We start from the raw sequence: 24347 nt of genomic DNA on the forward strand, positions 1-24347 counted from the left end.
GCGCGAATGGAGTGACTGAGGGGCACCGGTTAGCGCGGTTTGACTAGGATGGCTTCTTCGGCCGCGACACCAGCTCGATCATCCTGCCTTCATCATCGTCCGGCATCACCGCTTTCGCCTGCGCGTACGCCTCGACCGCGGCGCGCGCGACCAGCGGCTTGCCCTCGAGCAGGCTCTCGGCGAGCTTCACGGCGTAGGCGGCATCCTTGTGCCGCAGCGCTGCGGTGAAGGTCGCGCCGCTGAAATCGCGGGCGACCATGCGCTTGGAGTGACGCGCTACCTGCGGGCTTGCCGCGACGCCTGCCTGGATCGATTCCAGCACCAGGTTCATGTCGAGCCCGGCCTGCTCGGCAATCGCAAGGCCCTCGGCGAGGCCGGCGATCTGGATCGCGCCCATGAGATTGTTGATCAGCTTGTAGACCGTGCCGGAGCCGACCGCGCCGAAATGGCGGATGGTCGAGCCGATCGGCGTCAGATAGGGCCGCGCGCGCTCGAGATCGGCCGCGTCGGCGCCAACCAAGAGCGTCAACTTCCCGGCCGCCGCCGCGTCCGGCAATCCCGTCACGGGGCAATCGATGTAGATCAGCCCGCGCGCGTTGAGCTCGCGGCCCATCTCGCGGGAATGGTCATAGGAGACGGTGGAGCATTCGATCGCGATGGTGCCGGCCTTCGCCGTCTTGGCGGCGCCGTCAGGCCCGAGCCAGACCGCGCGCGAGGCCTCGTCGTCGGCGACCATGGTCACGACCGCGTCGGCATCGATCGCGGCGTCCTCCGGCGAGGTCGCCCAAATCGCGCCGCGCGCGATCAGGTCCTCGGCCTTTGCCTTGCTGCGATTCCAGACCGTCACCGTGAAGCCGGCATCGAGGTAGCGGCCGGCCATGCCATGGCCCATCCGCCCAAGCCCGATGAAGGCGATGCGGGGCATGGCTAGTCCACGTCCTCGATGTCGCCGGTCGTGGTGCCGAAGGCGCGCTGCGCCAGCGTCGCCGCCATGAACTCGTCGAGCTCGCCATTGAGCACGCCCGATGTGTCGGAAGTCTGCACGCCTGTGCGCAAATCCTTCACCATCTGATAGGGCTGCAGCACGTAGGAGCGGATCTGGTGGCCCCAGCCGATGTCGGTCTTGGCAGCCTGGTCGGCAGCGGCCTTCTCCTCGCGCTTCTTCAGTTCGATCTCGTAGAGACGCGCGCGCAGCATGTCCCAGGCCTGCGCCCGGTTCTTGTGCTGGGAGCGGCCGGCCTGGCAGACCACGGCGACGCCGGTCGGGATATGCGTCAGGCGCACCGCGGATTCGGTCTTGTTGACGTGCTGACCGCCGGCACCGCCCGAACGCATGGTGTCGGTGCGGACATCGGATTCCTTGATGTCGATCTTGATGCTGTCGTCGATGACGGGGAACACCTGGACGCTCGAGAACGAGGTGTGCCGCCGCGCGTTGGAATCGAATGGCGAGATGCGCACCAGCCGATGCACGCCGGCTTCAGTCTTCAGCCAGCCGTAGGCGTTGTGACCGGAGACCTGGATGGTCGCCGACTTGATGCCGGCCTCTTCGCCCTCGGACTCTTCGAGATACTCGACCTTGAAGCCGTGGGTTTCGGCCCAGCGCGTGTACATGCGCAGGAGCATCTGCGCCCAGTCCTGGCTCTCGGTGCCGCCGGCGCCGGCATGGACTTCGAGATAGGAATCGAAGCGGTCGGCTTCGCCCGAGAGCAGTGCCTCGAGCTCGCGCCGCGCCACTTCCTTCTTGAGGTTCTTCAGCGCAGCTTCGGCTTCGGCGACGACGCCGTCATCGCCCTCGGCCTCGCCGAGCTCGATCATGCCGATGTCGTCTTCGAGCTCCTGCTCGACCTTGCCGATGCCTGAGAGCGCATCCTCAAGCGAGGTGCGCTCCTGCATCAGCTTCTGGGCTTTCTGAGGGTCGTTCCAGAGATTGGGATCTTCTGCGAGCTTGTTCAGCTCAGCGAGGCGCGCCGTCGATTTCTCGACGTCAAAGATGCCTCCTCAGCAGCCCGACTGACTGCTTGATCTCTTCTACCAACCGTTCGATTTCGGCGCGCATGTTGTTCTCTGTCTTGCGGAATCCCGCGTGCAGTTCGAGAGGGGATGTAGCGGCGGCGGCCGCAAAGCGCAACCGCCCAAACCGTGATCGCCGGCCTTATCCGCGGCCTACCACAACCCGCCAGTGCCCGGCCGGAAGAGGAAGCCGGAATCCGGCTGCTGCTGCTGCACCGGCATGCCGCGCCCGTCGGCGTCGGCAACGCCGATGACCGAATAATTGTCCGGCGGCGCCGTGCCGGGCTTGAAGGCTTCGAGGATGGTTCCGCCGGTCTCGCCGGGGCCGGCGCGCATGCCGGTCTTGGCGACGACGCGAACGAGCTTGATGCCGGCGGGCACCTTGAACGGGACCGCGGGCTTGTCGGCGAGCGCGAGCTTGAGGAAGTCACGCACGATCGGAGCAGCGAGATGACCGCCGGTCGCGGCATTGCCCTTACCGAGCGGACGAGGCTTGTCGTAGCCCATGTAAACTGCGACTGCGATGTCCGGCGAGAAGCCGACGAACCAGGCGTCCTTGGCCTCGTTGGTGGTGCCGGTCTTGCCGGCGACGGGCTTGCCGACCTCCTTGATCACCGTGGCCGTACCGGACTGCACCACACCCTCCATCAGCTCGGTGATCTGATAGGCGGTCATGGAATCCAGCACCTGCTCGCGGCGGTCGATCAGCTGCGGCTCGGGCTGGTTCTTCCAGCCGCCCGGCGCGTCGCAGCCGCGGCATTCGCGCTGGTCGTGCTTGAAGATGGTGCGGCCGTAACGGTCCTGGATGCGGTCGATCAGCGTCGGCTTCACGCGGCGGCCGCCATTGGCGAGCATCGAGTACGCCGTGACCATGCGCATCGCCGTGGTCTCGCCGGCGCCGAGCGCGTAGGAGAGATAGTTCGGCAGTTCGTCATAGACGCCGAAGCGGCGGGAATATTCGCCGATCAGGGGCATGCCGATGTCCTGCGCGAGGCGCACCGTCACGGTGTTGAGCGATTGCCGCAGCGCATTGCGCAGCGTCACCGGTCCCTGGAACTTGCCCGAGGAGAAGTTTTCAGGCCGCCACACGCCGGCGCCCTGCCCCTGGTCGATCTCGATGGGCGCGTCGAGCACGACGGTCGAGGGCGTGTAGCCGTTGTCGAGCGCGGCCGAATAGACGATCGGCTTGAACGACGAACCGGGCTGCCGGTAGGCCTGCGTGGCGCGATTGAACTGGCTCTGGTCGAACGAGAAACCGCCGACCATCGCGAGCACGCGGCCGGTCCAGGGATCCATCGCCACCATCGCGCCGGAGACTTCCGGAATCTGGCGAAGCCGGTACTGGCCCTCGACGGGGTGGCCGTCCTTATAGAGGGGATCGGCATAGATGACGTCGCCGGGCTGGAGCACCTGCGACACCGCTGTCGGCGTCTTGCCTCTCGTGCCGCCCTGCAGCGCCCGCGCCCAGCGCACGCCGTCGACCGTGACGATGCCGGTCTCGCGCTGCTTGCTCACCGCGCCGCCGAGCTCGCGGCCAGGCTGAAAGCCGATCCGTGCCGACTGATCGCTGGTCTCCAACACCACCGCCATGCGCCAAGGCGAGATGTCGGACAGCGACTTGATCTCGGCGAGCTTCACGCCCCAGTCGCCCGAGATGTCGAGCTTGCTGATGGCGCCGCGATAACCCTGCTGCTCGTCATAATTCACGAGGCCGGCGACCATGGCCTTGCGCGCCATGACCTGAATCTTCGGATCGAGCGTGGTGCGAACCGACAGGCCACCCTCGTAGAGCTTCTTCTCGCCGTAGCGCTCGAAAATGTCGCGGCGGACTTCCTCGGCGAAATATTCGCCGGCAAAGGTGTGGGCGCCGTTGGAACGGCTGGTGACGGCGAGCGGCTCCTTGCGCGACTTGTCGGCGTCGGCCTGCTTGATCCAGCCGTTTTCCACGAGACGGTCGATCACGTAATTGCGGCGCTCGATGGCGCGGTCGCGGTTGCGGACCGGATGCAGCGTCGCCGGCATCTTCGGCAGCGCCGCCAGATAGGACGCTTCCGCCACCGTCAGCTCGTTCACCGACTTGTCGAAATAGACCAGCGAGGCCGCCGCGATGCCGTAGGCGCCGAGGCCGAGATAGATCTCGTTGAGATACAGTTCGAGGATTTTGTCCTTCGAATAGGTCTTCTCGATGCGCATCGCCAGCAAGGCTTCCTTGATCTTGCGTGAGAAGGAGACCTCGTTGGTGAGCAGGAAGTTCTTGGCGACCTGCTGCGTGATCGTGGACGCACCCTGCGGACGGCGGTTGGAGCCGTAGTTTTGCAGATAGAGCAGGCCTGCGCGAGCCATGCCGGTGTAGTCGATGCCGCCATGCTCGTAGAAATTCTTGTCCTCGGCCGCGAGGAAGGCGTTGATCACGAGCTTCGGCACCGCCTGGATCGGCAGATACAGCCGCCGCTCCTTGGCGTATTCGCCGACCAGCGAACCGTCGACCGCGTGCACACGCGTCATCACCGGCGGCTCGTAATCCTGAAGCTGAGAGTAGTCCGGCAAGTCCTTGGAGAAATGCCAGATCAGGCCTGCCACGGCCCCGACGCCAACAAGGAACACCACTGTTCCCGCGGCGAACAGGAAGCCCATGAACCGCACCAGCAAGCGCATTATCTGTTTATCCGTTCAAACTCTGGATCAGCCCAGTATCAGCCCTTTGGCACACAAAACGGTACCAACCTCACGCCGCGAATTCACCGGCTTACGCAATCACATCGAAGCCGGACTTAAGACGCTTGCCGAACAGGATTCTCGCCGATTCCGGAACCCTCTACCGGTTTCTATAAAGCGTCCGCTGTGGCCAAACTAGGGCCTTCGGGCCGGGAGGAACAAACCGGCTAGTTCGACGTCCCCGCCGTGGCCATCCGCTTGGTCAAAAATCCGTCGATCGCCTGGGCCATCGAGCCCACGGCGCGGGACCGCCAGCCCTCGGAGACCAGCTGCTCGAGATCGCCCTTGTTGGAGACGTAGCCGATCTCGACCAGCACCGATGGCACGTCGGGCGCCTTCAGAACCCGGAAGCCGGCGGATTTCAGGGGATGCTTGTGCATCCGCACCGTCTGCTTCATTTCGCTCATCAAATGGCGGGCGAAACGGTTTGAAAAGGTGCGGGTTTCCCGCTGTGTGAGGTCGATCAGGATGTCGGCGACGTCGGTCGGCTCCTCCGCGAGGTTGAAGCCGGCGATCGCATCGGCGCGGTTCTCCGCATCCGCCAGCCGCTGGGCCTCGGCGTCGGACGCCTTGTCGGAGAGCGTATAGATGGTCGCGCCCTGCGCATCCCCTTCCGCCCGCGGCAGCGCATCGGCGTGGATCGAGACGAACAAGGCCGCCTTGAGATTGCGGGCGATCTTGGTGCGGTCATTGAGCGGAACGAAGGTGTCGTCGTCCCGCGTCATGACCACACGGTACTTGCCGGCTTTTTCCAGCTTGTCGCGGAGCGCCAGGCCAAAGGCCAGCACCAGGTTTTTCTCGCTCTCGCCGCTCGACTGCGTCCCGTTGTCGATGCCGCCATGGCCGGGATCGATCACCACCACCGGTCGAGTATCGGCCTTCTGCTGCGCGCCATCCGGGGCCGCGGCACTGGGAACCGTGGCGGGCGGCGCTTCAGCGATCGCGGGCCGCAGCTCGGGACGGTTTTCGGGGGCACGTGACGACACGAAGGCGGTGCGGTCGACCTCCTCCAGCTCGAGCACCAGCCGGGCCGGTTGGCCGTTGGCCGCCTCCAGCACGTATGATTTGGCGATCTTCGCCGGTCCGGTCAGGTCGAACACGATTCGAGAGCCGCCGGGCATGACGAGCCCGTAGCGGAAGGCCTTGACCAGCCCCCGCCCCCCACTTCCGGTCCCGGCGGGCAGCTGAAAATTGACCTGCGGCACGTCCACCACCACGCGGTAAGGGTCGGCCAGCGTGACGGCGCGGAAGGTGACGGTCTGGTCGAGGTCGAGGATGAAGCGGGTCTGCTTGCCGTCGCCGGCCAGGCGGGCGGCCGAGGCGACCGGAAAATTCGCCGCAACGGCAGCAGGTTGCAGCCGGCTCTCGGCGGCGATCAGGCGCGCGGAATCAGCACAGGGCAATGCCGCAGTGCACAGCAACACGCCCCCCAGCAAAATCCGTCGATTTGTGCGGCTCGCCACCGATTCCGTGCCTCCGAGCAGCTCTCTTAACGCAATAGAACCACAGGGTTAATCGATCCTTAATGACGGAAACGCGAAACTCGCCGACTGTGACCGCCGTGCGACGCTCCCTTGCACGGATGGCTCATTCCTCGTATGTACGGAATGCTGACGGCCGATATTTCCGGTTGTGTCGCATTCAGCCTCCCGGTGCAGCGCCGGAACTCTCAAGGTTTGAGAATTCCAGCGTTTTCCACTTCCCTCTATGACCAGCGCGGTGCGCGGCAGCGAGGTGGAGCGGGTCAAGCCCCGGCGGCGGACGGTCTCGGGCTACCACTCATGTTGCCGGGACGGTTCTGACAGCGGCGTAACCCATTACCCGGTCCCTTGACCCCAAGGGGGCGGTTCGTGATCCCCAAGGCGAGCGCGCTCGCGCCGTGCCTGGCCAGCAGCAACTGATTGAAGGGCGGCCTCGCCGCCCAGTGTTTCATACGGGCCGACGCTTGATGCGCCAGACTGTGCCGACGAAATCTGAAGGAGCATTCGCGACGCTGCGGAGTGACAATCCCGTGCGTCGCAATGGTCCTGAAGCTTCCGGTTCGGCAAGGCGCGAGAGACGGCGTTTCGGCCTTCCCCTCACCCCCGAATCAGGTGGACCGTCGCGTCACCCGCCGGCGCGATACGCGCCCACGGCTTATCGCGTCCGCCGCCGCCAAGAGTTAAGACATGCCCAACAAGATGTTGATCGATGCCACCCACCCGGAGGAGACCCGGGTCGTCGTGGTCCGCGGCAATCGTGTCGAAGAGTTTGATTTCGAGACCGCGCAACGCAAGCAACTGCGCGGGAATATCTACCTCGCCAAGGTCACAAGGGTCGAACCCTCGCTCCAGGCTGCTTTCGTCGAATATGGCGGCAATCGCCACGGCTTTCTCGCCTTCAGCGAAATCCATCCCGACTATTACCAGATCCCGGTCGCCGACCGGCAGGCGCTGATCGAGGCCGAGGAACAGGCCCATCGCGAGGCCGAGGAAGAAAGCGAGAACCGCTCGCACGGCCGTCGCCGCTCGCGGCACCGCAACGCCCGCCGCCGCGGTCATGGCGAGCGCGTGCGCAGCGACATCGTCGAAGGTCTCGAAGCCGGCGCCGATCCCGCCGCTCAGCCGGTCGAAGGCGCCGCGCTGCCCGAGCATGCCGAGGGCGAGCATCTGCACGCCGATACGGAGCATCATGGCGAGCACGAGGGCCACGATCCCGATCATGGTGACCATGATCATGACGAACATCGTCATGCCCGCGATGACGAGCACGATCACGCTCACGATGATGCCCACGGCCGCGAGGACGAGCGCGATCATCACGATCATGATCACGCCGACGAGACGCCCGCGCCTGTCGCGGCGGTCGGCGCCGAGCCCGCGGTCGAGACCGCTGCCGAGCCGCAGCCGGCGTCAACCTTCGACGTTCCCGCTCCAGAAGCTCATGCCGCGGAAGCGCAGGCGGAGCCTCTGGCCGAAGCCGTGACATCGGCCGCCGAGCCGGCCGAGGCCATCTACACCGCCGGCGAAAGCACGGAAGCCCCGCATGCGGACGCCGGGGAAGCAGCCGAGGAGGACGACGAGGACGAGGACGGCGAGGATGCCGAAGAGGAAGTCGTCGAATCCGTCGGCGGCGACGACGTGCTCGAGGAAGTGCCGGAGCGCACCTTCCGCCCGCGCCGCCAGTACAAGATCCAGGAAGTCATCAAGCGCCGCCAGGTGATGCTGGTTCAGGTCGTCAAGGAAGAGCGCGGCAACAAGGGCGCGGCGCTGACGACCTACCTCTCGCTCGCCGGCCGCTACGCCGTCCTGATGCCGAACACCGCACGCGGCGGCGGCATCAGCCGCAAGATCACCAGCGCGCAGGACCGCTCGCGCCTGAAGGAAGTGGTGCAGGACCTCGACGTGCCCGAGGGCATGGGCATCATCCTGCGTACCGCGGGCGCCGCCCGGACCAAGCCCGAGATCAAGCGCGACTTCGAATATCTGATCCGGATGTGGGAGACGGTGCGCGACCTCACGCTGAAATCGCAGGCCCCGACCCTCGTCTACGAGGAAGGCTCGCTGATCAAGCGCTCGCTGCGCGACCTCTACAACAAGGAGATCGACGAGATCCTGGTCGCCGGCGAAGCCGGCCACCGCGAGGCCCGCGACTTCATGAAGATGCTGATGCCCGCCAATGTCGGCGCGGTGAAGCAATATCGCGACGGCCAGCCGCTGTTCTCGCGCATGGGCGTCGAGAGCCAGCTCGATGCGATGTTCTCGCCGACCGTGCAGCTGCGCTCCGGCGGCTACATCGTCATCAACCAGACCGAGGCGCTGGTCTCGATCGACGTCAACTCGGGACGATCGACGCGCGAGCACCATATCGAGGACACCGCGCTCAAGACCAACATGGAAGCGGCTGAAGAGGTCGCCCGCCAGCTCCGCCTACGCGACCTCGCCGGCCTGATCGTCATCGATTTCATCGACATGGACGAGAAGCGCAACAACCGCGCGGTCGAGCGCAAGCTGTCCGATTGCCTCAGGCAGGATCGCGCGCGCATCCAGGTCGGCCGCATCTCGCATTTCGGCCTGCTCGAGATGTCGCGCCAGCGCATCCGCGCCAGCGTGCTGGAATCTTCGACCGATCCGTGCCCGCATTGCGGCGGCACCGGCCACGTCCGCTCGGTGTCCTCGGTGGCGCTGCAGCTCCTGCGCGGCCTCGAAGAGATCCTGATGAAGGGCGCCACCCACAATCTCGTGGTCCGCACCCGCACCGACGTCGCGCTCTATGTGCTGAACCACAAGCGCGGCCATCTGCGCGATCTCGAGAACGGCTTCAAGGTCACGCTGTCGGTGATCGCCGATCCCGGCGTCAGCGGTCCGCAGGCCTATGTGATCGACCGCGGCGAGCAGGTGCATACGCTCGAAGCCGCCAAGGCGCTGCTCGTTGCGCAAGCCGCTGCGAGCCCGCCGCCACCGGCCGAAGAGGCCTATGACGACGAGGACGTCTTCGACCTGGAGACGGAATCCGAGGTCGAAACCGACGAGACCGAAGGCCTTGCCGACGAGCAGGCTGGCGGCGAGGCAGCCTCGGAGCAGGACGGCCAGCGCCGCAAGCGCCGGCGCCGCCGGCGCGGCCGCGGCGGCCAGCGCGAAGGAGAGTTGCGCGAGGATACGGCGCCGACCGTGCCTGAGCCCGCGATGATCGCCGGCGAAAGCGAGGAGGAGACCGAGTCCGAGCAGGACGGTGAGGAAGGCGAGGAACAGGCCGCCCGTGGCGAACAGCAGGGCAGCGGTGATCGCCGGCGTCGGCGTGGCCGCCGCGGCGGTCGCCGCCGTCGCGGTGGCGGCGAGGAAGGTCTTGCTGGCTCCATCAGCGACGAGCTCGGCACCAACCCGCCGCCGGAAGCTGCCGATGCAGTGGCCGATTTCGACGGCCTCGGCAGCCAGGCTTCGCCTTCGATCGCGCAGGCCGAGCCGACCGGCGAGCCGCAAGTTGCGGAGCCTGAGCCGCACGCCGAGATCCGAACCGAGGCGCCGGCCCAGCCGGAGCCCGCTCCCGCCGCGACGACCGCAACGCCGGACGAAGAGTCAGCCGGCGACAGGGCCGCGCGGCGCCGCTCCACCGTGCGCGAAAAGGTGAGCTTCCTGGCGAACAGCCAGGCGGAGCCCGCAACGCCGGCGGCGGAGGCGACCGAGCCGGTTGCTGCACCCGCGCCGGCACCTGAGCCCGCGCCGGAGGCGGCAAGCGAAACCCCGGCCGCCCCACGTCGTGCCGGCTGGTGGTCACGCCGTTTCGGCGGCGGCGAGTAAAGGGACAAATGGAATTGAAACCGCCCGGCCCAACCGGGCGGTTTTGATTTGATGAGGTCAGTTGCGATGCAAAGCGCGATCATTCTCGGCGGCGGCATGGTGGGCGTCGGCGCCGCGCTGCATCTGCAGCGGCGCGGCTGGTGGGTGACGCTGATCGATCGCAGGGAGCCGGGCCGCGAGACCAGCTACGGCAACGCGGGGATGATCCAGGCCGAAGCGGTACGCCCCTATCCGATGCCGCGCGACCTCGCTTCGCTTTTGAAGATCGCGACCGGCCGCACCAACGACGTGCGCTACAGCCTCTCCTCGCTGCATCTCCACATCGAGCCCCTGCTCCGCTATTGGTGGCATTCGGCGCCGAAGCGACATCGCGAGGCGATCGAGGCGTGGGCACGGCTGATCGCCTACGCAACGGCCGAGCACGACATCCTGATCCGCGAGGCGCATGCCGACAATCTCATCCGCCGCGCCGGCTACCGAGCGCTGTTTCGCGATGCCGCTTCGTTGGATCTGTCGGTCAAGGCTGCCGAGGAAGATCAGCGCGAATTTGGCGTGAACTACCGCGTGCTGTCGGGCAGCGAGCTTGCCAGGGCCGAGCCGATCCTGCGCGATGATCTCCCGGGAGCGATCCACTGGCTCGACACCTGGACCGTGTCCGATCCCGGCGCGCTGGTCACGGCCTATGCCGAGTTGTTCGCGCGGCTCGGCGGCAGGATCGTGCTCGGTGATGCGCAGTCGCTGCAGCAGACCGCGACCGGCTGGTCGGTGGACACCGACCAGGGCCGCATCGACGCTGCCCACGCCGTCGTGACGCTCGGGCCGTGGTCGCCCGATTTATTGTACAAATTCGGCTATCGCATCCCGCTGGTGCGCAAGCGCGGCTACCACATGCATTACAGCGGCGGCGCTTCGCTCGACCTGCCGCTGGTCGACAAGGCCCGTGGCTACGCCATGGGGCCGATGGCCAAGGGCATCCGCATCACCACCGGCGCGGAATTGACGGGCGCGGACGCGCTCGCAACCCCGGTGCAGCTCGCCAGCGCCGAAGCCTCGGCGCGCGAGCTGATCGACCTCGGCAAGCGGGTCGAGCCGGATCCATGGTTCGGAACGAGGCCCTGCACGCCCGATATGCTCCCGGTGCTCGGCCCGGCCCCGCGCCACCCCGGCCTGTGGATGAATTTCGGCCACGGCCACCAGGGCTTCACGCTGGGCCCTGCGACCGGACGCCTGCTCGCGGAGATGATGAGCGGCGAAACGCCCGCGGTCGATCCCACGCCGTACCGGCCCGAGCGATTTTAGCGAGCGCGTCCTATCCGCGACGCTCGACAATCCGGCGCGCCGCCGGAATCAGGGTCGCGCCGAGCGCATTCTTGACCAGCGAGGCCGCAATGAACGGCATGATGCCGACCTGCCAGGCCTTGGCGGCGCCGAGACCAAGGCCGAATGCCAGCCAGCCGAATCCGGCCGCGAGAATGACGATGTGGCCAACAGCCATCGCCGCAAATAGCAGCATGACGCTGCGATCCCAGCCGCGCTCGGCGAGCCAACCGGTCGCGAACGCAGCCAGCACGAAACCGAACAGATAGCCCGCGGTCGGGCCGACCAGCGGCGCGATCCCACCCACGGGGCCGGCGAACACCGGAAGCCCGATCGCGCCCTCGGCGAGGTAAGCGATCATGGTCGCGCTGCCGAGGCGCCAGCCATAGGCGGCGCCGATCATCAGCACCACCAACGTCTGCAACGTCATGGGCACGTAAGGCAGCGGCAGATTCACCTTTGCCGACAGCGCCATCAACGCCGTGCCGAGCGCGACCAGCACGACGGCACGCAGCGCGCCGACGGCTTCGCCCGGTCGCGTCGGCCACATCAATGCGGCGAGAGAAGAATGTGGCGTAGCGGCGGACGGGACGGAACGGTCTGACAAGCTGAACTCCGGAAGGCTGAAGAAAACTGGCGCAGTTATTTAAGCCACTCAGCAATCCGGTCAACTGCCTCACGCATCTCCCCTGGCGAGCGCGCATAGGAGAAACGAATGAACGAGCGGCCATGGATGGGATCGAAATCAAGGCCGGGCGTTGCCGCCACGCGCGCCTGCTCCAGCATCTGCTTTGCGAATTCGAAACTGTCGGCGGTGAAGTCCGAGACGTCTGCATAGAGATAGAAGGCGCCGTCGGCCGGCAGGAATTTCGTCAGTCCCGCCTTGGGCAAACCATCGATCAGGACGCGCCGGTTTTCCTGGTAGCCGTGCTTGATCTCCTCCATCTCGGCCGTGCCGTCGAAGGCAGCCTCCGCCGCGATCTGCGACAGCGCCGGCACCGAGATCGAGAGGTTCTGCTGCAGCCGCTCGATCGGCCGCACCAGGATCTCGGGCACCACCATCCAGCCGATGCGCCAACCGGTCATGCAAAAATACTTCGAGAACGAATTGATCACGAGCGCGTGCTCGGACAGCGCAGCCGCTGTCACGGCCGGAAACGCGTAATCGAGCCCGTGATAGATCTCATCGGAGATGAAGCGGATGCCGGCGTCTTCTGCGGCCGCGATCAGGCCGGCGAGCGCTTCACGGGACATCATCGTGCCCGTCGGATTGGCGGGGCTGCCGACCAGAACACCCTTCAGCGGCGCCTTGCGATGCGCTGCGAGCAGGGCCTCGCCGGTGAGCGCGTGACGCGTTTCGTTCGTGGTCTCGATCAGCACCGGCTCGCAGCCGAGCGCGGTCAGAATATGTCGATATGGCGGATAGCCCGGCACCGTCACGGCGACGCGATCGCCAGGTTCGAACATCGACAGAAAGGCCAAGATGAAGCCGCCCGACGAGCCCGTCGTCACCACGATCCGCTCGGGGCTGACATCGCAGCCATAGGCGTCGCGATAATGGCGCGCGATGCGCGCGCGCAAGGAAGGGATGCCGAGCGCGGACGTATAGTCGATTCGTCCGGCCTCGAGCGCCGCATGGGCGGCCGCGATCGCGGTCCTGGGCGCGCCGGCCGCAGGCTGGCCGACCTCCATATGGATCACATGACCGCCGGCGGCCTCGATTCGGGCCGCCGCGGCCATGACATCCATCACCATGAACGGGGGAACATCGCTGCGGCGGGAGGGCTCGAGCCACTGCCCCAACCGGTTCCTCAATGTCGCGTCGTGCATCGATTTCTGCTATTGGCTGGCGAACCGGTCCGTCCGGTCCGTAAACGGGGCGCTTGTGCCCCAGACTGGCCGCATTGTACGGCTCATAAGGGCACCGCTCACAAGGGCATATCGCGTATCCGGTCCGCCGCCAATCGCCAAAACCAATCACTGAACTGCTTGACCAAGACCACTTGACCGAGCCCCTTTTGACCAAGACCGCTTGATGTCGCTCCAGATCGCATTGCGCAAGAAGGCCTCCGCCCTCACCGCCCTCGTCACGGCCACGGCGATCGCGCTGACGCCGTTCTCGGCCGCGCGCGCGCAGGCCAAGGGGCCGCCGGTCCTGCGCGACACCGAGACCGAGCAGCTGCTGCGCGAATACACGCGTCCGATCCTGCGCGTTGCGGGTCTGGAGAAGCACAACATCCAGATGGTGATCATCAACGACGGCTCGTTCAACGCCTTCGTCGCGGATGGCCGCCGCATCTTCGTCAATTGGGGCGCGATCCTGCAATCGGAGACGCCGAACCAGATCATCGGCGTGCTCGCGCACGAGACCGGACACCTGGCGGGCGGCCATCTGTCCAAGCTGCGCGAGCAGCTCGCCGCCGCCCAGACCCAGATGATCATCGCGATGCTGCTCGGCGCCGGCGCGATTGCGGCCGGCAGCACGCAGCGCAGCAGCGTAGGCAACAACGGGCTCGCCAATGCTGGCGCGGCCGCCATCGCCGCTCCGCAGGAGGTGATCCGCCGCACGCTGCTGTCCTACCAGCGCCAGCAGGAGGAGAATGCTGACCGCGCCGGCGTGAAATTCCTGGCTGCGACCCAGCAATCGCCCAAGGGCATGTACGAGACGTTCAAGCGCTTCACCAGCGAGAGCCTGTTCGCCGCGCGCGGTGCCGATCCCTACCTGCAGTCGCATCCGATGCCGGCCGAGCGCGTCGCCGCGCTACAGGAGTTCGCAAGCTCCAGCCCCTACTGGAACAAGAAGGACGATCCCGCGCTCCAGCTTCGGCACGACATGGTCCGCGCCAAGATCTCCGCCTTCATGGAACGGCCGGAGACGGTCTACCGCCGCTATCCCCAGACCAACGACAGCCTGCCGGCGCGCTATGCCCGCGCCATCAGCACCTATTTGCACGGTGATCTGCGCAGCGCGCTCGCCCAGATCGACGCGCTGATCCAGGTGCAGCCGAACAACCCGTATTTCTACGAGGTGCGCGGCCAGGCGCTCCTGGAAAGCGGCAAGGCGGCCGAAGCGATCGCTCCCTTGCGTAAGGCCGTCGCCCTCTCGAACAACGCCCCCCTCATCGAGATGTTACTTGGGCAGGCTCTGGTCGGAACCGATAATAAGGCCTACACCGACGATGCCGTTCGGATTCTCCGCGCCGCGGTGGCCCGGGAGCCCGAGGCGGCGCTCGGTTATACCCAGCTCGCGATGGCCTATGGCCGGAAGGGAGATTATGCGGAGGCAGATCTCGCCTCGGCCCAGGCCGCATATTTGCGCGGCGACAACAAAACCGCCCGCGAGCTTGCCACGCGCGCGAAAACACGTTTCGCCGTCGGCACCCCCGGATGGGTCAAGGCCGACGACATCGTGGCGGCGAAGCCGCCGCGCAACTGACGCAAACTCGAACGACGCCCGACCACGACGTCACGACACCGGGCTTGAATCCGCCGGGACGTTTCTCGAAACCCGCTTTGGATAAGAGGATTTGACTATGCCTTCGCTGCGCCTGCTCGCTCCTGCCCTGTTCGCGCTCGCCATGTTCGGCGCAGCCGTGCCCGCCTCGGCCGACAGTTTCTCCGACAGCCAGCGCACCGAGATCGAGAAGATCATCAAGAACTATCTCGTCAGCCATCCCGAGGTGCTCGAGGAGGCCATGGCCGAGCTCAGCAAGCGCCAGGCCGCGGCCGAAACGCAGAAGCACCAAGCCAGCATCGCGCAGAACGCCGAGGCGATCTTCAACTCGCCGCGCCAGGTCGTGCTCGGCAACAGGGACGGCGACGTCACCTTCGTCGAGTTCTTCGACTACAATTGCGGCTATTGCAAGCGCGCGATGGACGACATGCTGACCATCATGAAGGGCGATCCGAAGCTGAAGGTGGTGCTGAAGGAATTTCCGGTGCTGAGCCAGGGCTCGGTGGAAGCGGCGCAGGTCGGGGTCGCCGTGCGCATGCAGGATCCCTCCGGCAAGAAATATCTCGACTTCCATCAGAAGCTGCTCAGCGGCCGCGGCGCCGCCGACAAGGCCCGCGCGATGCAAGCCGCCAAGGAAGCCGGTCTCGACACGGCTCGCATCGAGAAGGACATCGCCAGCCCCGAGGTGCGCGCCACCCTCGAGGAGAATTTCAAGCTCGCCGAAGCGATGGGCATGAACGGTACGCCGAGCTACGTGATCGGCAAGCAGATCGTGATCGGCGCCGTCGGTGTTGAAAGCCTGAAGGAGAAGATCGGCATTGCCCGTTGCGGCAAGGCGACTTGCTGATCACACGTTTCGCGACAGCGAGAACAGAAAAGGCCGGCAGACATGCCGGCCTTTTTTCTTGCGCTGAACGTTGGCGCCTTCGTGCAAAGTCATTCATCTGGCGTTCAACAAACAAAAGCCGCGGAACAGTCGAAGTTCCGGAACAACTCAAATCCCCTTTCGTTGTCGGCGCGGGCAATGACGCGAATGAACACGTGAGGAGAATTTCGATGTTGAACCGCTTTATGATTTCGGTTGCCGCAGTCGCGCTCGTCGCGGGCACTGGCCTCGCGAACGCGCAGGGCAATATGGGCCGCGACAGCGGCGGCGGCGCCGGTGGCGCGCAGACGCAGCATTCGCAGCCTTCCGGCGGCGCTGCTGAGCGCGGTGGCTCGATGAGCCAGGACAAGGGGACCGTTGGCCAGGCCGGCGGCTCCGGGACGATGAAGTCCGAAGACAAGTCCGGCGCGATGAAGGACGAGCGCCCCTCGGGCGGCGCGATGAACAAGAACGCGGCCGAGGACAAGTCTGGTACCACCAAGGGCCAGCGCACCGATGATCGCGCGCAGGGCCAGATGGACAAGTCCCAGCAGGACAAGTCCAAGAGCATGAGCCAGGACACCAGCAAGTCCGGTGCTAAGGACCAGAAGGACATGAAGGCTGAGGGCAGCAAGGGCGGCACCTCGACCACCGAGACCCGACAGGGCACCGGCACGAGCACCAACCAGAATGCTCAGGGCCAGACCGGCACCAGCACCAACCAGAACGTGCAGGGTCAGACTGGCACCAGCTCGACCCAGAACGCGCAGGGCCAGAGCTCGACCACGGTCGGCCAGGCCGGCGCCGCTGCCAAGCTTTCGACTGAGCAGCGCACGCAGATCACGTCCGTGATCCGCGAGCAGCGCGTGGCTCCGGTGACCAACGTGAACTTCTCGATCTCGGTCGGCACCCGCATTCCGCGGGAGGGCATCACCCTTCACGCCCTGCCGTCTCGGGTCGTGTCGATCTATCCGGAATGGCGGAGCTACAAGTACGTCCTGGTCCGGGAAGAGATCGTCATCATCGATCCGGACACCTACGAGATCGTGGCCGTCCTGAACGTCTAAGGCGGACACGGGCAATCTCAGGGGCGGGCAGCGATGCCCGCCCCTTTGCATGCGCCGGGCAGCCATGCTTCGGACTGGTTAACAAGCAATTTCCGTGGTTTCCGCACAGGTTTTTGCGCACTGGATGAGGCGGTTGAACCCGCCGCTGAGGCCCTTCAAGGCTTCCCCTCACGCGCTTTGTTACCTATAACCCCCGCCACGCCGAAACACCTCTTCCGGGATTGGAATGGCCGAACCTGCAACCGACACGATCCTCGTCCTGAACGGGCCGAACCTCAACATGCTGGGGACCCGCGAGCCCGACAAGTATGGCCATGCGACGCTGGCCGACGTCGAGGCGCTGTGCCGGGACACGGCCGCGACGTTCGGCCTGAAGGCGGACTGCCGGCAATCCAACCGCGAAGGCGAGTTGATCGATTTCATCCACGAGGCGCATGCGCGCAAGATGAAGGGCATCATCATCAATGCCGGCGGCTATTCCCACACCTCGATCGCACTGCACGATGCGCTGCTCGCGGTGCAGATTCCGACGGTCGAGGTGCACGTGACCAACATCCACGCCCGTGAGAGTTTTCGTCACCATTCCTACACCGCGCGCGCGGCTTTCGCCTCGCTCTGCGGTTTCGGCATCGAGGGCTACCGCCTCGCCATCCAGGGCCTTGCCGCCAAGCTCGGCATCAAGCCCAACGCCTGACGCTCCCTTCCAACAGAACATTCGGATCAAACAACATGGCGCGCCAGCCAGACGACAAAGCAGCCGCAAAGTTTTCCAGCGAGGATTCCGCGCTCGTCCGCGAGCTGGCACTTCTGCTCGATGAGACCAGCCTCACCGAGATCGAGATCGAGCGGGCGGGTCTGCGCCTGCGCGTCGCCCGCAACATCAGCGTTGCCGCGACCATGCCGATGCAGGTGACGGCTCCTCCGGCCGTCCTGCCGCTGGCAGCAAGCCCCGCGGCCCCTGCCGCGGCCGATCTGTCGAAGCATCCCGGCGCCGTGACCTCGCCGATGGTCGGCACGGCCTATTGGGCGCCGGAGCCGGGCGCAAAGCCGTTCATCGACGTCGGCACCAAGGTCTCGGTCGGCCAGACCCTGCTGATCATCGAAGCCATGAAGACGATGAACCAGATCCCCTCGCCGCGCGCCGGCACGGTGACGCAGATCCTGGTCGAGGACGGCCAGCCGGTCGAGTACGGCGAGCCGCTGGTGATCATTGAGTGACGCGAATGGGGAATAGCGAATAGCGAATGGCGTCAGCCTTCCCTACTCGCCATTCGCCACTCGCCATTCGCTGCAGGACAACATGTTCGACAAGATCCTCATAGCCAACCGCGGCGAGATCGCCCTTCGCATCCTCAGGGCCTGCAAGGAGCTCGGGATCGCCACCGTCGCCGTGCACTCCACCGCCGATGCCGATGCCATGCATGTGCGGCTGTCGGACGAGAGCGTCTGCATCGGGCCGCCGGCGTCCAAGGACAGCTATCTCAACGTGCCCGCCCTGCTCGCGGCGTGCGAGATCACCGGCGCCGATGCCGTGCATCCCGGTTACGGCTTCCTCTCCGAGAACGCGCGCTTTGCGGAAATCCTCGCCGAGCACAATCTGCACTTCATCGGCCCCAAGGCCGAGCACATCCGCCTGATGGGCGACAAGATCGAGGCCAAGAAGACCGCCAAGCGCCTCGGCATCCCCGTGGTGCCCGGCTCGGACGGCGCCGTCGGTCCCGACGACGATGCGACGGCGATCGCCAGGAAGATCGGCTTCCCCGTGCTGGTGAAGGCGGCGGCGGGCGGCGGCGGCCGCGGCATGAAGGTCGCGCACAGCGAGGCCGACCTGCAGCTGGCGCTGTCGACGGCGGCCAACGAGGCCAAATCCGCCTTTGGCGATGCTTCCGTCTATCTGGAAAAATACCTGCAGAAGCCGCGCCACATCGAGATCCAGATCCTCGGCGACGGCCGCGGCGGCGCGATCCATCTCGGCGAGCGCGACTGCTCGCTGCAGCGCCGCCACCAGAAGGTCTGGGAGGAAGGCCCCTCGCCCGTGCTTGCTGCCGCCGCGCGCGCCAAGATCGGCGAGACCTGCGCGAAAGCGATGCGCGAGATGAAATATCTCGGTGTCGGCACCATCGAATTCCTGTTCGAGGACGGCGAGTTCTACTTCATCGAGATGAACACCCGCATCCAGGTGGAGCATCCCGTCACCGAGAGCATCACCGACATCGACCTCGTGCTGGAGCAGATCCGCATCGCCGCCGGCGGCGACCTGCCGGCCAGGCAGGACGAGGTCCAGGTCATCGGCCATGCGATCGAGTGCCGCATCAACGCTGAGAATCCGCAGACCTTCCGCCCCTCGCCCGGCCGGATCCTGCAATATCATCCGCCCGGCGGCCTCGGGGTGCGGATCGATTCCGCCGTCTACCAGGGCTACACGATCCCGCCCTATTACGACTCCCTCGTTGGCAAGCTGATCGTGCACGGCAAGACCCGCGCCGAATGCCTGATGCGGCTGCGCCGCGCCTTGGACGAGATGGTGGTCGAGGGCATCGAGACCACGCTGCCGCTGTTCCGCGCGCTGGTGCGCGAAGCCGACATCATCAACGGCGACTACCACATCCACTGGCTGGAGCAGTACCTGGCCGGCAAGGTGGAACCAGCGCCGCGATAATCACGTCCTCTCATGGAACCCCTTGCCTCCAATCGCGTTCTGGAAGGTTGGGGCCAGTTCCAAGGGGGCGTTTTGAACTCCATTGCCTGCAGACAGGTGAACCGTCGTGACGGCTGAAGGCCAGCGACGGCGCGCATTCTGGCAGATCCTGCTGTTCGCGGCGGGCCTTTTGGTGCTGACCGTGATCAGCGCCGGTTCCGTCTACCTCGTCAACAAGGCGCGGGAGGACAGCAAGTGGGTGGTTCACACCATCGAGGCTGAAAACCAGATCAACGCCCTCCTCTTGGAAATCCGGCGTGCGGAAAGCACCGCCCGCGGCTACCTGCTGACCCAAAGATCGGATTTCAAGGCAGACCACGACAAGGCCATCGCTGCAATCGTGCCAGCGCTCGACAGGCTTACACGCCTGATCGGCGACAATCCGCAACAGCGCAAGAGCATCGAAAAGCTGAGTTCGGTGATCGAGACGCGGCTCGGCCAATTCGCGCAGGAGATGGATTTCATCCGTCAGGGTCAGCCGGAGAAGGCCGCAGGGTTGGTGCGCGAGCTAGCCTCCGCCGATACCACGGCGGCGATTGCCGAAGTCGCGACGGGAATGCTTCAGGAGGAGGAACGGTTATTCCGCCTCCGCACGGCCAACTCCGACCGCAGCCAGACCCTGGCCGCTTCGATGACCGGTATCGGATCCGGCCTGGTTGTGGTGCTGGCGCTGATCTCGATCTGGCTGGTGCGGCGTTCGACACGCGAACGCGATGCGGCCGAAGCGCGCCTGCGCGATGCCAACCTCAATCTCGAGGCCGTCGTCGACGAGCGCACGGCGGATCTGCGCGAAGCCAACGACGAGATCCAGCGCTTTGCCTATATCGTCAGCCACGATCTGCGCTCGCCGCTCGTCAACATCATGGGCTTCACGAGCGAGCTCGAAGAGCTCGGCGGCGACATCTTCCGCCGCATCGGCAGCCTCGCGCACGCCCCCGCGGATGGAGCGCCGCTCGCGCCCGCCGCTCCGGGCGAGATCGCCCTCGAGGGCGCCGACAAGCAGCTCCATGAGGATTTCTCCGAAGCGCTCGGCTTCATCAAATCGTCGATCGCCAAGATGGACCGGCTGATCTCGGCCATCCTCAACCTCACCCGCGAGGGCCGGCGCGAATTCCAGCCGGTGAAGGTCGACACGCGCGAGCTGATCGAGGCCATCGTGACGACGCTGGCGCACCAGGCCGCCGAGGCGCAGGCCGAGATTCACGTCGAGCCCCTGCCGGACCTCGTGAGCGACCGTCTCGCCCTCGAGCAAATTTTCTCCAACCTGATCGACAATGCCATCAAATATCTCAAGCCCGGCCTGCCCGGCGAGATCAGAATCCGCGGGCGGACCAAGCTCGGCTACGCTATCTTCGAGGTCAGCGACAACGGCCGCGGCATCGATCCCAAGGACCACCAGCGGATATTCGACCTGTTCCGCCGCGCGGGAACCCAGGACAAGCCCGGCCAGGGCATTGGTCTTGCCCATGTGCGTGCACTTGTGCGTCGCCTCGGCGGCACCATGTCGGTATCATCGGAACTCAACACGGGCAGCACCTTCACGATCACGCTGCCGATCGCCTGGAACGTGAGCAACCGGAACAGAGATCGATGACCCAGCCTGTCACCATCATCATGGTCGAGGACGACGAGGGCCATGCCCGTCTGATCGAGCGCAATATCCGCCGCTCGGGCGTCAACAACGAGATCGTCTCCTTCACCACCGGGACCGACGCCATGCGGCACCTGTTCGGCGCCGACGGCTCCGGGCTGGTGCAGAAGGGCAACGCGCTCCTGATCCTGCTCGACCTCAACCTCCCCGACATGACCGGGATCGACATCCTGAAGCAGATCAAGGAGAACAAGTACCTGAAGGCCTCGCCCGTGGTGGTGCTGACCACCACCGACGATTCCCAGGAGATCAAGCGCTGCTACGAGCTCGGCTGCAACGTCTACATCACCAAGCCCGTCAACTACGAGAATTTCGCCAACGCCATCCGGCAGCTCGGTCTGTTCTTCTCGGTCATCCAGGTCCCGCCCGCCGCCACATGAACCAGCGCACGCCGACACTGCTCTACATCGACGACGACGGGGCGCTGGCGCGCCTGGTCGATCGCGGCCTGACGCGGCGCGGCTTCCGGGTCGTCCATGCCGCGAGCGGCGAGGAAGGTCTCGAGCACATCCGCCGCGCCGCCGCCCAGAACAGCACCGTAGGCGGCATCGACGTCGTCGCGCTCGACCAGTACATGCCAGGCCTCGACGGGCTCGAGACGCTCGAGCAGATCATGGCGATCCCGGACGCGCCGCCCGTCGTGTTCGTGACCGCCTCGCAGGATTCCAGCATCGCGGTGACGGCGCTCAAGGCGGGAGCGGCCGACTATCTGGTCAAGGACGTCCAGGGCGACTTCATCCCGCTCCTCCACGTCGCGGCCGAAGGCGCGCTGCGCCAGGCCGAGCTGCAACGGGCGCGCGAGGAAGCCGAGGCCGAGATCCACGCCTCGCGCGACCGCTACGCGGCGCTCGCCGCCGAACGCGAGCTCCTGCTGCGCGAGGTCAACCACCGCGTCGGCAACTCGCTCCAGATCATCGCCTCGCTGCTGCACCTGCAGGCAAGCTCCGCCGCGCAGGACGAGGTCAAGGCGGCGCTGACCAACGCGATGGGCCGCGTCGCCGCGGTGGCGCAGGTGCACCGCCGCCTCTACACCTCGCAGGACCTCAAGAGCGTGGTCCTCAATCAATATCTGGACTCGCTGCTCGAGGATCTCAGGCGGTCGGCCGAAGGCAACCGCATGTCGCGCCTGACGCTGAAGGCCGAGCCGATCGAGATCGATCCGGACCGTGCGGTCGCCGTCGGCATCATCGTCAACGAGCTGGTGATGAATGCGGTGAAATACGCCTACCCCGACGGCGCCGGCCCGATCCATGTCGAGCTGATCTCGCAAGGCGATGACCTCCTGCTCTCGATCACCGACGACGGCGTCGGCGACAACGCCAAGGCCGATCCGCGCTCCACCGGCATGGGCCAGCGCATCGTCGCGGCCATGGCCACCAAGCTCGACGCCGCGGTCGAGCGCGATCCCGCGCATTCCGGAACCCGGGTCGTGCTGAAGTTCGGCCGCATGCCCGCAAGCGTCGGCAAGACCAGCACCGCTGCCGCCAGCTGAGCGGTCCGGCCGCACCCATCGCAACTGCATTGCGATCCTGCTATGATGGCAAGCCATGACTTCGCGCGACTCCGCCCCGTCTGAAATCACGCCGGCCGTGCTGCTGCGCGCTTATGCCTGCGGCATCTTTCCGATGGCGGAAAGCGCCGACGATCCGACCCTGTTCTGGGTCGAGCCGGAGCTGCGCGGCGTCATCCCGCTCGACGGCTTCCGCGTCGCCTCGCGCCTCGCGCGCACCGTGCGCTCGGATCAGTTTCGCGTCACCGTCAACACCGCGTTCAAGGCGACCATCGCCGGCTGCGCGGCGCCGCAAGTGGGCCGCGAGGATACCTGGATCAACAAGCGCATCCGCGACCTCTATGGCGGGCTGTTCGAGCTCGGCCATTGCCACAGCGTCGAAGCCTGGCAGGGCGACGAGCTGGTCGGCGGTCTCTACGGCGTCAGCCTGGGGCGGGCCTTCTTCGGCGAGAGCATGTTCCACAATGTGCGCGATGCCTCGAAGGTCGCGCTGGTGCATCTGGTCGCGCGGCTCATTCACGGCGGCTTCGAGCTGCTCGACACCCAATATGTCACCGAGCACCTGAAGAGCTTCGGCGCCGTCGAGATCTCGCGGCGACGCTATACCGCGCTGCTCGACAAGGCGCTGGCGGGCGAGCCCGGCGATTTCCTGAAGCTCTCCGCCGGCGAAGCGATCCCGGGCGCACGAGCCCTCGAGATCATCGCTGCGCGGCAATAACGAACAGCTCGGTTAGCGGCCAAATCCGGGAATGCCGAACAGGCCCGGGCGCTGCTCCGGTGGTGGCGGCGGTGGCGGCGCCGGTTGCTGCTGCTGGATCGGCGGCAGCGGCTGCGGCGGGCGCTGCTGCACCTGCTTGGGCGCGGCCTTCTTCTGCGCGGGCGGCGGTGGCGGCGGCTTGGCCGCGGCCGGATCCGGTGCCGCCGTCGCCACGGTCTGCTGCGGCTCTTTGCAGTCGGTCAGCCAGATGTCGTAGATCGGATGCTCGACGCCGTGCAGGCCGGGGCTCGCCGCGTACATCCAGCCCGAGAAGATCCGCTTCACCTCGCCCTGCAAGGTGATCTCGTCGACCTCGACGAAGGCGTCGGTGTTGGCCGCTTCAGTCGCCGGACGCGTGTAGCAGGCGTTGGTCTTGACGCGGAGCGCACCGAACTGGACGGTCTCGCCGATCTCCTCGTCGAAATTGATGATGCGCCCGGTGATCTTGTCGAGGCCGGAGAACGTCGCCTTCTTGTTCACGATCTTCTGGGCCGGCGGCTCCGTCACGACCTCGTCGCCCGGCTGGAGGCTGGCCGGCGTCTGCGGCACGCCGCCCTTCTGCTGGGGCTGCCGCTGACCGGGCGCTCCGGGAGCGCCTTGCGGACCCGGCGGAGTGATCGCGGCCGAGGGCGGCTGGTTCGGCGGTGCGAGGGTCGAGCCCGGCGGCGGTGCTAGGGGCTGGGTCTCGACCGGCCCGGGCATCACGTTGCCCTGCCGGCCCGGAGGCGGCGGCATCGGGCGCGACGGCAGCACCCGGCCCTGCGGCGGCAGCTCCGGCACCTCTTCGTCGTCCTCCGGCATCTGCTGCGGCTGGGGCTGGCCGCGCGGAATGCTGCCGGGCGGCCGCAGCGGCGGCGGATCGGAGAAGATCGTGCCGATCTGCGCACTTGCCGGCGTCGCAGCCGTCAGTGCGGTGGCGGCCAAAAGCGCCGCAAGACCGGTCAGGGAAAAGGTTTTGAACATTTCGCGCGGCTTCAACAGCGAATCGGGCTCGTTGGACATTCTACAGGGGATACCGCCGCTC

At 66.1% G+C, this 24347-nt stretch carries 19 protein-coding genes; 12 read left to right on the plus strand and 7 right to left on the minus strand.

The window, feature by feature from the left end:
* Positions 1–43 precede the first annotated feature (43 nt).
* The 4 genes from I6F20_RS06970 to I6F20_RS06985 form a co-directional block, all read right to left on the minus strand.
* Positions 44–1027: an NAD(P)-dependent oxidoreductase gene (locus I6F20_RS06970; protein ID WP_346275745.1), complete on the minus strand. Its 984-nt coding sequence runs from the start codon at positions 1025–1027 to the stop codon at positions 44–46.
* Positions 928–2059 (minus strand): peptide chain release factor 2 gene (gene prfB, locus I6F20_RS06975; protein ID WP_225125559.1). Its coding sequence is split into 2 segments (ribosomal slippage): positions 928–1989 and positions 1991–2059, totalling 1131 coding nucleotides; the frame shifts between segments, so codons are not numbered across the junction. The genes I6F20_RS06970 and prfB overlap by 100 nt, the downstream gene beginning before the upstream one ends.
* Before the next feature lie 107 nt (positions 2060–2166).
* On the minus strand, positions 2167–4668 hold the full coding sequence (locus tag I6F20_RS06980) for a penicillin-binding protein 1A (RefSeq protein WP_036022896.1): 2502 nt from the start codon (positions 4666–4668) through the stop codon (positions 2167–2169).
* Between the two features lie 227 nt (positions 4669–4895).
* Entirely contained in the window at positions 4896–6191 is a 1296-nt protein-coding gene (locus tag I6F20_RS06985) for an N-acetylmuramoyl-L-alanine amidase (protein WP_225125561.1), read from the minus strand.
* A gap of 705 nt (positions 6192–6896) precedes the next feature.
* On the opposite strand from I6F20_RS06985, the gene I6F20_RS06990 reads away from it, so the two are divergent.
* Positions 6897–10004: an Rne/Rng family ribonuclease gene (locus I6F20_RS06990; protein WP_225125563.1), complete on the plus strand. Its 3108-nt coding sequence runs from the start codon at positions 6897–6899 to the stop codon at positions 10002–10004.
* A gap of 66 nt (positions 10005–10070) precedes the next feature.
* Positions 10071–11303, plus strand: coding sequence for an NAD(P)/FAD-dependent oxidoreductase (locus I6F20_RS06995; protein ID WP_225125565.1), 1233 nt, complete (start codon positions 10071–10073; stop codon positions 11301–11303).
* A gap of 10 nt (positions 11304–11313) precedes the next feature.
* On the opposite strand, the gene I6F20_RS07000 is transcribed toward I6F20_RS06995, so the two are convergent.
* Positions 11314–11871, minus strand: coding sequence for a biotin transporter BioY (locus tag I6F20_RS07000; protein WP_225126003.1), 558 nt, complete (start codon positions 11869–11871; stop codon positions 11314–11316).
* Positions 11872–11963: 92 nt separating this feature from the next.
* On the minus strand, positions 11964–13151 hold the full coding sequence (locus I6F20_RS07005; protein WP_225125568.1) for a pyridoxal phosphate-dependent aminotransferase: 1188 nt from the start codon (positions 13149–13151) through the stop codon (positions 11964–11966).
* A gap of 205 nt (positions 13152–13356) precedes the next feature.
* Between I6F20_RS07005 and I6F20_RS07010 the strand changes: the two genes are divergently transcribed.
* The 10 genes from I6F20_RS07010 to aat all read left to right on the plus strand — a co-directional run bounded on the left by I6F20_RS07010 (position 13357) and on the right by aat (position 23284).
* The gene (locus I6F20_RS07010) at positions 13357–14757 is read left to right on the plus strand and encodes a M48 family metalloprotease (protein ID WP_036022887.1); all 1401 of its coding nucleotides are present in this window, start codon (positions 13357–13359) and stop codon (positions 14755–14757) included.
* A gap of 97 nt (positions 14758–14854) precedes the next feature.
* Entirely contained in the window at positions 14855–15622 is a 768-nt protein-coding gene (locus I6F20_RS07015; protein WP_036022886.1) for a DsbA family protein, read from the plus strand.
* A 209-nt stretch (positions 15623–15831) separates the two neighbouring features.
* On the plus strand, positions 15832–16707 hold the full coding sequence (locus I6F20_RS07020; protein WP_225125570.1) for a DUF1236 domain-containing protein: 876 nt from the start codon (positions 15832–15834) through the stop codon (positions 16705–16707).
* Between the two features lie 226 nt (positions 16708–16933).
* Positions 16934–17401 (plus strand): type II 3-dehydroquinate dehydratase, encoded by a 468-nt coding sequence (gene aroQ / locus I6F20_RS07025; protein WP_036022884.1) that lies wholly within the window; start codon positions 16934–16936, stop codon positions 17399–17401.
* Between the two features lie 35 nt (positions 17402–17436).
* Complete coding sequence (accB, locus tag I6F20_RS07030) at positions 17437–17925, plus strand: acetyl-CoA carboxylase biotin carboxyl carrier protein (RefSeq protein WP_225125571.1); 489 nt, start codon at positions 17437–17439, stop codon at positions 17923–17925.
* An 82-nt stretch (positions 17926–18007) separates the two neighbouring features.
* Positions 18008–19366: an acetyl-CoA carboxylase biotin carboxylase subunit gene (accC, locus tag I6F20_RS07035; protein WP_225125572.1), complete on the plus strand. Its 1359-nt coding sequence runs from the start codon at positions 18008–18010 to the stop codon at positions 19364–19366.
* A gap of 106 nt (positions 19367–19472) precedes the next feature.
* Positions 19473–20999, plus strand: coding sequence for a sensor histidine kinase (locus I6F20_RS07040; protein WP_225125573.1), 1527 nt, complete (start codon positions 19473–19475; stop codon positions 20997–20999).
* Positions 20996–21436: a response regulator gene (locus tag I6F20_RS07045; protein WP_036000093.1), complete on the plus strand. Its 441-nt coding sequence runs from the start codon at positions 20996–20998 to the stop codon at positions 21434–21436. Before I6F20_RS07040 ends, I6F20_RS07045 begins: the two co-directional genes overlap by 4 nt.
* Positions 21433–22548, plus strand: coding sequence for a sensor histidine kinase (locus tag I6F20_RS07050; protein ID WP_225125574.1), 1116 nt, complete (start codon positions 21433–21435; stop codon positions 22546–22548). Before I6F20_RS07045 ends, I6F20_RS07050 begins: the two co-directional genes overlap by 4 nt.
* 55 nt (positions 22549–22603) lie before the next feature.
* Positions 22604–23284 carry a leucyl/phenylalanyl-tRNA--protein transferase gene (gene aat, locus I6F20_RS07055; protein WP_225125575.1) on the plus strand — a complete coding sequence of 227 codons (681 nt, stop codon included), beginning with the start codon at positions 22604–22606 and terminating at the stop codon, positions 23282–23284.
* Between the two features lie 12 nt (positions 23285–23296).
* Here aat and I6F20_RS07060 read toward each other — a convergent pair whose 3' ends face one another.
* Positions 23297–24325 (minus strand): DUF2155 domain-containing protein, encoded by a 1029-nt coding sequence (locus tag I6F20_RS07060; RefSeq protein ID WP_192893224.1) that lies wholly within the window; start codon positions 24323–24325, stop codon positions 23297–23299.
* Positions 24326–24347: the final 22 nt, after the last annotated feature.

The sequence above is a fragment of the Bradyrhizobium sp. IC3123 genome, from assembly GCF_020193625.1.
Lineage (GTDB): Bacteria > Pseudomonadota > Alphaproteobacteria > Rhizobiales > Xanthobacteraceae > Bradyrhizobium > Bradyrhizobium yuanmingense.